Source organism: Vibrio sp. Y10_XG_PY6 (genome assembly GCF_024181795.1).
Taxonomy (GTDB): Bacteria; Pseudomonadota; Gammaproteobacteria; order Enterobacterales; family Vibrionaceae; genus Vibrio; species Vibrio diabolicus.
This window is the reverse complement of the sequence record NZ_JAMZAQ010000001.1, coordinates 1,471,662-1,485,083: the sequence shown is the minus strand read 5'-3', so window position 1 is coordinate 1,485,083 and position 13,422 is coordinate 1,471,662. Positions and strand designations below refer to the sequence as shown.

Sequence of the window (13,422 nt, the reverse complement as noted above, 5' to 3'; positions counted from 1 at the left end):
TATTTGTAGGGAAGGTTATTTTAGCGCGGTTTTAAATTGTGCAACGGCTTCGTCCATATCATGAGCTTGAGCAGAAACAGAGTTCACCTCGTGCAAGCATTCCTGAGCGGATTGCATGTTGTTTTCAGATATCGCGTTAAGCTCGGTGATTGAGCCACTAACTTGGTTCATCACGATACCTTGCTCTTCAATCGCAGAAGCAATGCGCTCCGAATTGCCTTGAATTGCATGCATGTCAGTGATGATCTGCTGCAGGCTAGAATCCAGTTTTTCAGAGGCATTGAGCGTTTGTTGTCCTTGATCGTTACATTGATCAATATCCGCCACGACCGTCGACATTTGAGCTTGAATATCAACAACAACTCGCGTGATTTCCTCGGTAGATTGATGAGTTCGGCTAGCTAGGGCACGTACTTCATCGGCAACAACGGCGAAGCCACGACCTTGCTCGCCTGCTCGCGCGGCTTCAATTGCTGCATTGAGAGCCAGTAAGTTAGTTTGTTCCGCAATTTCTTGGATGATGTTCACGGCACCACCAATTTTATCTACATGCTGGTTCAACGAGCCAATCGACTGCTGACTGTTCGATAAAATACTGGTCAATTGACCAATGTTGGTTACGGTGGTTTCAACAACACTTCGGCCTTGTTCGGCATTATTCGCGGCTTGATGTACACCCTCTACCGCAACCGACGTGCTTTCCGATATTTCGCCTATCGTTGCCACCATTTGCTGAACCGCAGTAGCCATCGATGCAGTGTGGTCCGTTTGAGTATGGAACTGCTCCATAACCCCTTCTAGCTCACGATGCATATTATCGGTACTGGCTGTTAACTGCGCCGATTTTTCTTGGGTGCCACTAATTAACTGCTCAAGCTTATCCAACAGATCATTGAGGTGGTGGCTGATATCAAATAGCTCATCTTTGCCTTTCAAGTCAGAGCGCAGTCCCATGTTGTTTGTTTCGCTAATGCTTCGAATGGTGCCAAGCAAGCTGTTTACTCGTGTATTGATTGAGCGAGAGATCTGCCAAATCAATGCGAAAATAACACCTAAGATCAGGGCAGTAATCACTTGCTTGATGGTCGACATTTGTTCATCACGCTTTGCAGCAGCAGAGCTAAGGGCTGTCGAAAAGGTTTCAAATTGCTCTTCTACGGCATGAGATAATGCGCGAGTTTCACCAAGTAGGCCTTGGTCGTAAGCGACCCCTACAACTTGTTTTTGTGCCGCTACTAGCTTACCTGTTTTGATGAGCTCCGGAGCATATAGACCAACAAGCAAATCACTATTGAATTGACCTGATTTTACCGCAGAGTCAAAACGAACCAACGCCAGCAATTGCTGGTGGTCGGAGCGTTGCTTGGCTTCTAACAGTGCTTGCTCGTAACCAGAAAGAAGGCCACTCTTTGCATCAAGTCCGTAGCGTTGGTAAGCACTGACCAGATTCTGAAAGCCCTTTTGGTATGCAAGAAGGTCTTGTTTGAATCGTTGACTGGAAGGTAATTCATTGCTCGTGAGTATGCTCGCAAGCTCTTTTTCGGTATTTAGAAACTTATCAACATTCGCATCAAATTTGTTTAAGTATTTGTCATTACTACGCAGTAAGAAATCTTTCTCGTTTCTGCGTAAGTTGAGTAAACGTATTTCTAGATCGCCAACGAGTTTGATGGCGTGGTTAAGTTCATTGCTCTTATTGGCGAAATGGGATGACGTACCCAAAAGGGCCACGATGCCTAAAATGGCGATAACTCCGAGGAAGTAGAGTTTTTGCCTAATAGTCATATTGTTGTTTCCTGAATAAGTAACTAAAAAGAGAAATCCAATGAGATTTCCCAAGGGCTAGCAAACGTTGTTCAACTAACATGTCGAGAAAACGACATGCATTAATACAGCACTTTCTTACGTTGCTGCTTTTTCGCTCCATGCTTGTTCTTGGTATCAAGTCTTCGGCGTTGAGAAGCGCGGGTTGGTTTCGTTTTAATACGCTTCTTCTCCTGTAAGGCGGCAGCTTTAATTAAAGCTTGAAGCCGATTCAGGGCGTCTTCCTTATTTTGTTCTTGCGTGCGAAATTGTTGCGCTTTGATGATGATCACGCCATCTTTAGTTATACGACTGTCAGAAAGAGCAAGTAATCGTTCTTTGTAGAAGTCAGGTAAGCTGGAATGTCGGATATCAAAGCGTAAATGTATAGCGGACGCTACCTTGTTAACGTTCTGGCCACCATTTCCTTGAGCTCTAATTGGGGATAATTGAATTTCCCACTCTTGAATTGTGACGGAGTTCGAAATTTTGAGCATGATAAGTAAATGCCGGTAAGGACGATTGAAAGAGCTGATAAATTAACATCACAGATGTACAAATAGAAGAAAAGACATGAGCACGATTGATTTTAGGCCCTATGAGGGATTCATATTTGATATGGATGGTACTTTAATAGATACCATGCCAGCCCATTTGGCTGCTTGGCAAGCAACCGCAGATCGCTTTGATTTTCCGTTTTGTCAGGAGTGGTTTCACAGTTTAGGGGGCATGCCGAGCTTTAAAATTGTCGAGGAGCTAAACCGTGTGCATGAGCTTTCATTAGATCCTAAAACCGTCGCTACATTTAAAATGGAAACGTTCGCTGCTATGGAGCTGCACGGTGACGTTATTCCGTGTACTAATATCGTGTTAGAAGAATATTTAGGCCACAAGAAAATAGCGGTCGGGACTGGCAGTCAACGAGAAAGTGCCATGCGCTTATTGAGCCACTCCGGTTTATTGGACAAGTTGGATGTTGTGGTAACAGCAAGTGATGTAGAGAACCATAAGCCTTTTCCGGATACCTTTTTGGTGGCGGCCGAGCATCTTGGGTTGGAAGCGTCACAATGTCTTGTATTCGAGGATACCGAGCTAGGTAAACGAGCGGCGCATGCAGCGGGTATGGATTGCGTTATGGTGCAAGATAACGAGTTAATCTTTTTTCCAAAACCATAGTAAAAAGAGCGATAAAGCGAGATCAAAATGGGGTGCAAACGCACCCCATTAACTGTTACAACATCATAGATAAAGTATCATAAATGTTTATTCAGGTTGAACTAGCTCTTGGTATTCAAACGAAGGAACCACAACCTCTACGCGACGGTTTTTCTCACGACCTTCACGAGTGCTGTTGTCAGCAACTGGGTTTTCTTCACCCATGCCTTTCACAGTTAAACGATCTGAGTCAATGCCTGCAGCAGTTAGGTAATCCGCAACAGATTGAGCACGACGCTCAGACAGTTTTTGGTTGTAAGTCGCAGGACCAGAGCTATCCGTGTAGCCAGTGATCTCTACTTGAGCTTGAGGGTATTCGTTCAAGAATGATACGAAGTTGTCTAGACGCTCCGAAACAGAGTCTGTTAGCTTAGCACTGTCGAATTCAAACGTACCTGTACCGTACTCTTCTTTGTGCACTTTGCTCATCATCACTGGTTCTGGATCTGGCTCAACCACTTCTTCTGTTACAACTGCCGCAACCACTGGCGCAGCCGCAAATTTGTAGTTAAAGCCGATACCGAAGAAGTTAGCGTCCATGTCGTCCCATACGTCATCAGACAGGTCTTGATAGCGTTGATATTCTGCGCGTACGCTCCAGTTTCTGTCGATAGTGTATTCAGCACCTAGCGAGCCAGTTGGAACGAAATCTTTTTCGTCATCAGACATCATGTAAGCACCACCGATCTTAGCGAATAAGTTCCAAGAATCGTTCAAGTGCCAGTTAAATTTAGGTGCGAGAGTTAAAGCCGTTAAATTGCCGTCGATCGTATTAACTGTATTAGCCCCTGACTTAAAGTTAGCTTTGTAATCGCCTAAGAAGTCGACACCATACTCTAGCCCGATGATATCGGTGAAGTCATAACCGATATGTAGTCCAGCACCAAAAGCTTCATCATCACAAGGGCTATTTAGATAGCAAGCATCGTCAAGTGTAGTCATGCCTACTTTGCCCCCGATATACATTTCAGCTTGAGCAGAGTTTAAAAGCGCGCTACTACCAGCTACCACTGCTGCTACTGCAATTGCTACTTTGTTCATAATGTTTCCTTGTATTGATTGCATATTAACTTCTACTTCGTTTTATCAAAAAATTAGAAAAAACCAGCGTTTATAAGAAATTAGTTTAATATTCTAATCATTTCATATCAAGCAACAATATCTTTGAACTTGATCAACATTTACTAACCAATAACACCTCACAAACTTCTGATATTTCTTACATTGTAGTAAAGATTTTTGGGGTCATAAGAAAATTGATGATTATTTTGAACTTTTTTTCGTAAACTTTATTTTACATTGTGCGCGGTGGTTAACAGGTGGTTTTTATTTGCATTTATTTGCAAAAACTGATTGCAAGTCTACGCCTAAGCCGATAAGTTACTTAAACGCTAGACAGAAAATGACCAGAGCCCTTGATGCTGCTCGCTTTGTGAACAATGTTGCAATGAGTTCAGTTGGCAAAAAATTGGGTCGGAAATAAAAACCAGGAAGTAGAAGTAATGTTTCAAACTGATGATGTAAGAATAAATAGAGTAAAAGAGTTATTGCCACCTGTAGCAGTATTAGAGAAGTTCCCAGCGACTGAAACCGCTTCTTCGACCACTTTTGATTGCCGTAATGCCATTCACAATATTCTTGAAGGAAAAGATGACCGATTACTTGTAATTGTTGGCCCGTGTTCCATTCACGATCCTGCTGCTGCGGTTGAATATGGTAAAAAGCTAAAAGTATTGCGTGATGAACTTGGTGAACAACTAGAAGTTGTGATGCGAGTTTATTTTGAGAAACCGCGTACAACGGTAGGATGGAAAGGTCTGATCAACGACCCTTACCTAAATGATACCTACAAGCTGAATGATGGTCTGCGTATTGGACGTAAGCTTCTTCTTGATCTTACCGATATGGGCTTGCCGACCGCGAGTGAGTTCCTAGATATGATCACGCCTCAGTACGTGGCGGATCTGATCAGTTGGGGGGCTATCGGTGCTCGTACGACAGAATCTCAGGTTCACCGTGAGCTTGCTTCTGGTCTTTCTTGCCCTGTTGGGTTTAAAAATGGTACAGACGGGAACATTAAGATCGCGAGCGACGCGATTCGTTCTGCAAGTGCTTCTCACCACTTCTTATCAGTAACAAAATACGGTCATTCTGCGATCGTAGAAACCGCTGGCAATCCTGATTGCCATATCATTCTCCGTGGCGGTAAAGAGCCAAACTACAGTGCAGCGCATGTGGCTCAAATTAAAGATGAGTTAGATGGCGCAGGGCTACCGAAAAAAGTGATGATTGATTTTAGCCACGCTAACAGCTCGAAGCAGTTCAAACGTCAAATGTTGGTATCTGATGACGTATCAGAGCAAATCGCTGGTGGCGAAGAAGCAATTTTTGGTGTGATGATTGAGTCTCATTTAGTTGAAGGTCGCCAAGACCTAGTAGATGGCAAAGCGGCCACTTATGGTCAGTCGATTACCGATGCATGTATCGGTTGGGAAGATACGGAAACCGTACTTCGTCAGCTTTCAGATGCAGTAAAAGCGCGCCGTAACAAATAAGCTCAACAGAAAGAACTTTTTTAAAGAGCCAGAGGCATTGTGCTTCTGGCTCTTTTTTATTGAGAATTACTCGCATCTCTTTCTATTGTTTCTGCTTTCCTATATGTTATCTGTATGCGCTGTAACCAAAAGGAATTTGGAATTGAATCGTAATGTATGGCTATTATCCCTTTGCCAAGCCCTATTAATGACAGGGAATATTTTACTCATATCTGTTATTGCCCTTATTGGCAAAACACTTGCGCCGTCATCAAGTTTTATTACGTTGCCCGTTGCGCTGCAATTTTTAGGACTGATGGCTGCGACGATCCCAGCATCACTAATTATGGGCAAGTTGGGACGTCGACTTGGGTTTAGTCTCGGTAATGTTATTGGCATTTTGGGTGCCAGCCTAGCGACGTATGCGTTAAGTCAACAGAACTTCTATCTGTTCTGTGTTTCTACCTTTTTGCTTGGTGTTGGTATTGGCTTCGGTACGCTATACAGATTTGCTGCTATTGAAGTGTGTGAAGAGTCGGCAAGACACAGGGCGATTTCGATATCTATGGCGGGAGGGGTACTAGCGGCGATACTTGGCCCTAATTTGGCGGTGTATTCACAGCAATGGTCAGATGATGGTTTGTACATTAGTGCTTTTGCCGTGCTTATTGGACTTTATATAACTGCGTTGATCGTGCTGCAAACGATTCGTTTTCCACCAGCACACACGCAAGTTCTACATACTAAAGCGGATAAAGTGGGGCATATTATCCGTCGACCTAATTTCATGCTAGCGGTTATCGCCGCAATGGTTGCGTATGCGGTGATGAACATTTTAATGACAGCAACGCCTCTGGCGATGATTGGTTGTGGCTTTGATTTTGACAAAGCGGCAGGAGTGATCGAATGGCATGTGCTGGGCATGTTTGCACCAGCGTTTGTCACGGGACGGTTGATAGAGCGGTTTGGCGCGAAGAATATGATTTTAGCCGGTGGATTGCTATTTGTTGCTTGTATTGGAATTAACATACACGGAGTGTCCATTTGGCACTTTAGTCTTGCTTTAGTTCTGTTAGGCGTTGGTTGGAACTTTATGTTTATCGCGGCAACTGGGTTATTTAGTCAAAGCTATGAAGCGAAAAACAGGAGCAAGGCTCAGGCATTTAATGAATTCTTCGTGTTCAGTTGTGTCACTATCACTGCATTACTATCTGGCTGGCTCGAATCCACCGTAGGTTGGCAAAACCTTAATTTGTACGTTCTTCCTTTTGTGCTACTCGTCATCGTGATGTTTGCTTTGAAAACGAACAAAGAAACGGAATCCCAAACTGCTTGATTAGATCTTCTATACATGGCCCGGCATAACGTGTCGGGTTTTGTTTATTAGCTCAACTCCACAACTTCTTCTTTATATTTTTATTGATAATGTGAATTCCCACACTAAAAATGTCGATTTGATAAGACTTTTTATCTAACTTTTTGTAATAAAAATAAAAATCCTGTATATATCTTGCCGAAAATCAATAAAAACTACAGAAGTTTCGTCTATGTCAGCCAATATTTCTCATAAAGCTCAAGAAACTCTCGTGAGGGAGTCTGAGGAACTCGTCTCAACAACGAACCTACAAGGTGTTATTACGTATTGTAACGAAGCCTTTTGCCGTGTTGCTGAGTACACTCACGAAGAACTCGTCGGTCAGAACCACAATATCGTTCGCCACAATGACATGCCTAAAGCCGCTTTTGGCGATATGTGGACACGTCTTAAGCAAGGCAAAGCCTGGCGCGGCATGGTTAAGAATGCCACTAAGTCGGGCGGTTACTATTGGGTTGATGCCTATGTCACCCCTATTTATGAAAATAACCACGTTGTTGGTTATCAATCTGTGCGCGTGAAGCCAAAGCGAGAGTGGGTTGATATAGCCACGAAAGCCTACAAGAGTATGCGCGCCGCCGAGAAGTCAGGTCGTACTTGGTCGTTGAAACTCAATGAAACCATTCGCTATGCGATTCTACTTGGCGCATTGACCGCACCTGCAGCCGCATATGCATTGTCTATTGAAGGTCCGTTAGCTTGGCTTGCAAGTGCACTACCTGCGAGTGTTCTAGCGTTGTTATTCCGCCAAGAATTAATTGATACGCCTCAACAACTGAAAAAGTTACAAAAGCAATACGACAGCGTGAGTCGCTTGATCTATTCCGGTAATACGGCATTTTCGATTGCCGATTTCCATATCAAAATGCTATCCGCAAGAATTCGAACCGTGTTAGGAAGAATGACAGACTCCGCATTGCCTTTGCAGCATTGTGCTGAAGAGTTGAGCCAAACCACAGCAGAAGTTTCGGCTGCATTAAATCAGCAAAACACCGATATTCATCGCGTACGTGATGCGACTCAAGAGGTGGAGTCTTCGGCGAATTCAGTCTCTTCTAGCACCAATGATGCCCATATGCTAATTGATGACACCTTGAAGTCATGCTTGATGGCGAAGGAAACCATCGATCAAACGCACACCAATCTAACGCAGTTGAGCCTTCAAGCTGAAAAAGCGACGGAAACGACGTATCAGCTGAGTGATCAGGCGCAGAAAGTGAATCATTTGATGGAAGAGATTGGTGGGATCGCAGAACAAACCAATTTACTGGCACTTAACGCGGCAATTGAAGCGGCGAGGGCGGGTGAGCAAGGTCGTGGTTTTGCTGTTGTTGCCGATGAGGTGCGCGCGCTCTCTGGTCGCACATCCAATGCAACTGAACAAATCCAAGCGTCTATCTCTGCTATGTTGGCGACGATACAAAGTTGGCAAAAAGACATTCTGGCAAACAAAGAGCAAACGGATACATGTTCTCAGGTTGCCGAACAAAGCGCGCTTCGTTTGTCTGAGGTTGAACAGATGATGCAAAGCATGAGTGGGTTGATGGTCGATGTGGCGGAAGCGGCGAATAACCAGCTGAAGCTATCCAGCGATGTAAATCAGCATATTCACTCTATTGCTTCTACGGCAGAGCAAAACTTGGCAGCAACGCACTCCGTAGAGCAAAACAGCCGTCAGTTGAAAGAGCAAGTACAAGATTTCTATCAGCTCGCGCTTCGATTTGAAGACAAATAGCCGTAACGAAAGTCGTTGTGTTCACTTTCTGGCTGTGTTTACACAAATAGGGGCCAGATAAAAGAAAGCCCCGCCATTGCTGGCGGGGCTTTTCAGTTTTCACATTCGCAATAGAGAAAACTGATTATCTTTTTACTGCAATTACGCTAGTAGTTCTTTTGCTGTATTTACTACGTTTTCAGTAGTGAAACCGAACATTTTAAACAGTTCACCTGCAGGTGCAGATTCACCGAATGAAGTCATACCGATGATGCGACCGTCGAAGCCTACGTACTTGTACCAGAAGTCAGCAATACCTGCTTCGATAGCGATACGAGCTGTTACGTCTGATGGTAGAACGGCTTCACGGTAAGCGGCGTCTTGTTTGTCGAATGCATCTGTTGATGGCATTGAAACAACGCGTACTTTCTTACCTTCAGCAGTTAGCTGTGCTGCTGCTTCTACTGCTAGCTCAACTTCTGAACCTGTTGCGATAAGGATTAGCTCTGGCTTGCCTTCGCAATCTTTCAGGATGTAACCACCTTTCGCGATGTCCGCAACTTGCTCAGCATCACGCTCTTGTTGCGCTAGGTTTTGACGTGAGAAGATAAGCGCAGTTGGTGCATCTTTACGTTCAATCGCTAGTTTCCAAGCCACTGCTGATTCAACTTGGTCACATGGACGCCATGTGCTCATGTTTGGCGTTAGACGTAGCGATGCCATTTGCTCAACCGGTTGGTGAGTTGGGCCATCTTCGCCAAGACCGATAGAATCGTGCGTGTATACTTGGATGTTCTGAATCTTCATCAGAGCTGCCATACGCATAGCGTTACGAGCGTACTCCATGAACATTAGGAATGTCGCGCCGTAAGGAACGAAACCACCGTGTAGCGCAATACCGTTCATGATCGCCGTCATACCGAATTCACGTACACCGTAGTGGATGTAGTTACCAGAGAAGTCACTTGCTTCTAGAGACTTAGAACCAGACCACATGGTTAGGTTAGAAGGCGCTAGATCAGCAGAGCCGCCCATGAACTCAGGTAGTAGAGCACCAAATGCTTCTAGAGCATTTTGAGACGCTTTACGTGACGCAATGTTTGCTGGGTTTGCTTGAAGATCAGCAATGATTTGGCTTGCTTTCTCTTCCCACTGTGCAGGAAGCTCACCGTTTACGCGGCGTTTAAATTCAGCTGCCAGCTCAGGGTACGCTGCTTCATAAGCTGCAAATTTCTCGTTCCACGCTGCTTCCTTAGCTGCGCCTGTTTCTTTCGCTGACCATTCTGCGTAGACTTCTTGCGGAATTTCAAAAGGACCGTGCTCCCAACCTAGTTCTTTGCGTGTTGCTGCGATTTCTTCTGCACCTAGTGGTGCACCGTGACAATCGTGTGAACCAGACTTGTTTGGTGAACCAAAACCGATGATTGTCTTAGTACAGATAAGTGTAGGGCGAGGATCCGCTTTCGCCGCTTCGATTGCTGCGTTGATCGCTTCAGAATCGTGACCGTCTACTGCTGGGATTACGTGCCAGCCGTAAGCTTCAAAACGCTTAGGCGTGTCGTCAGAGAACCAACCTTCAACGTGACCATCGATTGAGATGCCGTTGTCATCCCAGAATGCGATCAGTTTGCCTAGACCTAGTGTACCAGCTAGAGAACATGCCTCGTGCGAGATACCTTCCATTAGACAGCCGTCGCCCATGAACACGTAAGTGAAGTGGTCAACGATGTCGTGGCCTTCTTTGTTGAACTGTGCTGCTAGCGCTTTCTCAGCTAGAGCCATACCAACCGCGTTAGTGATGCCTTGACCTAGAGGACCCGTTGTTGTCTCGATACCAGGCGCGTAGCCGTACTCTGGGTGACCAGGAGTCTTAGAGTGAAGCTGACGGAAGTTTTTCAGATCATCGATAGATAGCTCGTAACCGCTCAAGTGCAGTAGAGAGTAAATTAGCATTGAGCCGTGGCCGTTAGACAGTACGAAACGGTCGCGGTCTGCCCACTCAGGGTTTGATGGGTTGTGGTTTAGGTGAGAACGCCAAAGAACTTCAGCGATATCAGCCATGCCCATAGGTGCACCTGGGTGACCAGAGTTAGCTTGTTGAACACCATCCATGCTTAGCGCACGGATTGCATTTGCTAGATATTTACGATCCATAGTGATTACTTCTCGATAAGGGTTTAAATAGAGGGAACTCGTCGAAACAAGTTCAAATAGAAAATCTTGAATAAGCGCTGATGGTAAAAGCGAGTAGACGGGCTACTCGCTTTTGGTAAGCAATTAAAGCTTAGCTTCGATCATCGCTTCTAGTTTACCTTGGTCAACGGCGAAGTTGCGGATGCCTTCAGCCAGTTTCTCAACCGCCATTGGGTCTTGGTTGTGTTCCCATAGGAACTCAGAATGAGTCATTGGTGCAGGACGCTCAGCTGCGCCTTTAGAATCAACTAGCTTCTCAACCACTTCACCTTCTGCAGCTTCTAATTCTGCAAGTAGAGCAGGAGCGATAGTTAGACGGTCACAGCCAGCTAGTTCTAGGATCTCACCGATGTTACGGAAGCTTGCGCCCATTACGACAGTTTTGTAGCCGTACTCTTTGTAGTAGTTGTAGATCTTAGTTACAGACAGTACGCCTGGATCTTCTGAAGCTTCGAAGTCACGGCCTTCTTTCGCTTTGTACCAGTCCATAATACGGCCAACGAATGGAGAGATTAGGAATACGCCAGCTTCTGCACAAGCACGCGCTTGAGCGAATGAGAATAGAAGCGTTAGGTTACAGTTGATGCCTTCTTTCTCTAGGATTTCTGCTGCGCGGATACCTTCCCAAGTAGACGCTAGTTTGATAAGGATGCGGTCGTTAGTGATGCCTGCATCGTTGTACATTTTTACTAGTTGACGTGCTTTCGCTACGCTGCCTTCCATATCGTAAGATAGGCGCGCGTCAACTTCTGTAGAGATACGACCTGGAATAGTTTTTAGGATTTCTTTACCGATGTTTACTGCAAGCATGTCACAAGTGTCTTGAACTTGTTGAGCTTTGTCGTTGCTCTGTGCTTTAGCATATTCGATTGAAGCATCGATTAGAGGTGCGTACTCTGCGATTTGAGCGGCTTTCAGGATAAGAGAAGGGTTAGTTGTTGCGTCTTCTGGTTGATACTTTTTGATTGCATCAATTTCGCCAGTGTCTGCTACTACAGTCGTTAGTTTACGAAGTTGCTCTAACTTGTTGCTCATAATCGATCATCCTATTTAAATGGGCTTAAGCGTGATTTTTGTTATCACAGCTTGTGCATTTGCAAGCGAGTTAGCTAATCGTCTCATCGCATTTAATGAGACATCTGCTCAGCCAACTACGGAAAATTTCGTTACCGAACAAATGCAATGAACATTTGATCGATAGCTGAGTAAATGATGTGTCCATATTTATCCTATCTATGCTGAAAGTCAATCGCTGAAATCGACTTATAGTGAACTTCATCAACGTTTTTTTACTGTGTGTTTAGTGGTTAACCCAAATAAACGTTTGCCCTTATTGTTCAAAGCTTGAGCGTTGTACGCTAGGGTAAAAAATTGTAGTGAGAAAATGTTATTGCGATGAGCAAATGTAGCGTTTAAATTGATAAAGAACATATGCTAAGTCAATGAGCATATGCTCACTTATTGCATACAATATCGATCCTCTTAAAGGGCGAGAGAAACCATGAGCAGTTCTAATCAAGATATTTCCATTGAAAACACGGATTTGTTGACAGAGATTTCCGTCGCGTATTATCAAGACGGTGCGACTCAGGAAGAGATATCGAGAAAATTTGCCATATCACGCGCAAAGGTCGGGCGAATGCTCAAGCAGGCGCGTGATGAAGGCATCGTTGAAATCACCGTTAAATACCACCCGGTGTTTAGCGCCAAGATTGAACAACGTTTGATCGAGCGATTCGGCGTTAAGCGCGCGCTTGTTGCTCTTGATCAGCCAAATGAAGAGGCACAGCGACTACAGGTGTCGGGATTGGTGTCCAATTATCTCACCAGCACGCTTAAAAACGGCATGGTGGTGACCGTTGGACAAGGGCGTAACGTATCTTCTGTCGCTCACCATATTGGTGTTATTACGCCGCGTGACTGTAAATTTGTATGTGGTATCGGCGGTATTCACCCACGTGGTGGTATGTATAACGCCGATCACATTTGTCGTCAGTTAGCGAAAAAGTACGGTGGAACGTCCGAAACTCTCTATGCGCCGGCTTATGCAGAGAACAGAGAACAGAAGTTGGCTTTCATGCAAAATGCAACCGTAAAACAAACGCTCGACCTAGCACGTAAAGCTGATGTCGCTTTGGTCGGTATTGGTGACATGAGCGAAAACAGCTACATGGTGGACTTAGGTTGGTTTACGCCTGATGAAGTGGTTCAGTCGAGACTTCAACAAGGCGTGGTCGGGGACTTTGCAGGTTATGATTTCTTTGATATTCACGGTAATGTTGCCAACACCGTAATGAGTGACCGAGTGATTGGCCTTGGTATTGAAGAGTTTCGCCCAATATCGGAAGTCATCGCGATTGCAGCGGAGAACAGTAAGCCGCTCGCCTTACTTGGAGCATTAAGAACCGGAGCGATAGACGTGATCGCCACAAGCGTCAGCAACGCATTAACGGTACTCAACTTAGATGAGCAAATGCACGGCAACGCGGCATCTGAGAGTTAGCACAAATAATATGCAATTTATGTAATCAGGCTGCGAGGAGTTATAAATGACTCGCAGCCTGATTTCGTTTCCAAGTTAAAAATAT

At 44.9% G+C, this 13,422-nt stretch carries 10 protein-coding genes; 5 read left to right on the top strand and 5 right to left on the bottom strand.

The window, feature by feature from the left end:
• Nucleotides 1-15: 15 nt before the first annotated feature.
• Both NL644_RS06330 and arfB read right to left on the bottom strand, forming a co-directional pair.
• A complete protein-coding gene (locus tag NL644_RS06330) occupies nt 16-1,785 on the bottom strand; it encodes a methyl-accepting chemotaxis protein (RefSeq protein WP_074190491.1) in 1,770 nt (589 codons plus the stop codon).
• A gap of 101 nt (nt 1,786-1,886) precedes the next feature.
• Nucleotides 1,887-2,300, bottom strand: a complete 414-nt coding sequence (gene arfB / locus NL644_RS06325) for an alternative ribosome rescue aminoacyl-tRNA hydrolase ArfB (protein WP_005396137.1) — start codon at nt 2,298-2,300, stop codon at nt 1,887-1,889.
• 76 nt (nt 2,301-2,376) lie between these two features.
• Between arfB and NL644_RS06320 the strand changes: the two genes are divergently transcribed.
• Nucleotides 2,377-2,979, top strand: coding sequence for a beta-phosphoglucomutase family hydrolase (locus NL644_RS06320; RefSeq protein ID WP_031780520.1), 603 nt, complete (start codon nt 2,377-2,379; stop codon nt 2,977-2,979).
• 87 nt (nt 2,980-3,066) lie between these two features.
• Here NL644_RS06320 and NL644_RS06315 read toward each other — a convergent pair whose 3' ends face one another.
• On the bottom strand, nt 3,067-4,059 hold the full coding sequence (locus NL644_RS06315; RefSeq protein WP_114323356.1) for an OmpA family protein: 993 nt from the start codon (nt 4,057-4,059) through the stop codon (nt 3,067-3,069).
• Nucleotides 4,060-4,520: 461 nt separating this feature from the next.
• On the opposite strand from NL644_RS06315, the gene aroG reads away from it, so the two are divergent.
• The 3 genes from aroG (at nt 4,521) to NL644_RS06300 (ending at nt 8,662) form a co-directional block, all read left to right on the top strand.
• Nucleotides 4,521-5,573, top strand: coding sequence for a 3-deoxy-7-phosphoheptulonate synthase AroG (gene aroG, locus NL644_RS06310; RefSeq protein WP_005396134.1), 1,053 nt, complete (start codon nt 4,521-4,523; stop codon nt 5,571-5,573).
• Between the two features lie 142 nt (nt 5,574-5,715).
• The gene (locus NL644_RS06305) at nt 5,716-6,888 is read left to right on the top strand and encodes an MFS transporter (RefSeq protein WP_046875894.1); all 1,173 of its coding nucleotides are present in this window, start codon (nt 5,716-5,718) and stop codon (nt 6,886-6,888) included.
• 211 nt (nt 6,889-7,099) lie between these two features.
• A complete protein-coding gene (locus NL644_RS06300) occupies nt 7,100-8,662 on the top strand; it encodes a PAS domain-containing methyl-accepting chemotaxis protein (RefSeq protein ID WP_006741138.1) in 1,563 nt (520 codons plus the stop codon).
• 141 nt (nt 8,663-8,803) lie between these two features.
• On the opposite strand, the gene tkt is transcribed toward NL644_RS06300, so the two are convergent.
• Complete coding sequence (tkt, locus tag NL644_RS06295; RefSeq protein ID WP_047008133.1) at nt 8,804-10,795, bottom strand: transketolase; 1,992 nt, start codon at nt 10,793-10,795, stop codon at nt 8,804-8,806.
• A 123-nt stretch (nt 10,796-10,918) separates the two neighbouring features.
• On the bottom strand, nt 10,919-11,869 hold the full coding sequence (gene tal / locus NL644_RS06290) for a transaldolase (protein ID WP_005396118.1): 951 nt from the start codon (nt 11,867-11,869) through the stop codon (nt 10,919-10,921).
• Nucleotides 11,870-12,335: 466 nt separating this feature from the next.
• Here tal and NL644_RS06285 point away from each other — a divergent pair, with 466 nt between their 5' ends.
• Entirely contained in the window at nt 12,336-13,337 is a 1,002-nt protein-coding gene (locus NL644_RS06285; RefSeq protein WP_005396112.1) for a sugar-binding transcriptional regulator, read from the top strand.
• The last annotated feature ends 85 nt before the right edge of the window (nt 13,338-13,422 follow it).

Bases quoted from the DNA above. Each gene is read 5' to 3' on its own strand.
- NL644_RS06330 (WP_074190491.1), bottom strand. From the start codon at position 1,785: ATGACTATTAGGCAAAAACTCTACTTCCTCGGAGTTATCGCCATTTTA.
- arfB (WP_005396137.1), bottom strand. From the start codon at position 2,300: ATGCTCAAAATTTCGAACTCCGTCACAATTCAAGAGTGGGAAATTCAA.
- NL644_RS06320 (WP_031780520.1), top strand. From the start codon at position 2,377: ATGAGCACGATTGATTTTAGGCCCTATGAGGGATTCATATTTGATATG.
- NL644_RS06315 (WP_114323356.1), bottom strand. From the start codon at position 4,059: ATGAACAAAGTAGCAATTGCAGTAGCAGCAGTGGTAGCTGGTAGTAGC.
- aroG (WP_005396134.1), top strand. From the start codon at position 4,521: ATGTTTCAAACTGATGATGTAAGAATAAATAGAGTAAAAGAGTTATTG.
- NL644_RS06300 (WP_006741138.1), top strand. From the start codon at position 7,100: ATGTCAGCCAATATTTCTCATAAAGCTCAAGAAACTCTCGTGAGGGAG.
- tkt (WP_047008133.1), bottom strand. From the start codon at position 10,795: ATGGATCGTAAATATCTAGCAAATGCAATCCGTGCGCTAAGCATGGAT.
- tal (WP_005396118.1), bottom strand. From the start codon at position 11,869: ATGAGCAACAAGTTAGAGCAACTTCGTAAACTAACGACTGTAGTAGCA.
- NL644_RS06285 (WP_005396112.1), top strand. From the start codon at position 12,336: ATGAGCAGTTCTAATCAAGATATTTCCATTGAAAACACGGATTTGTTG.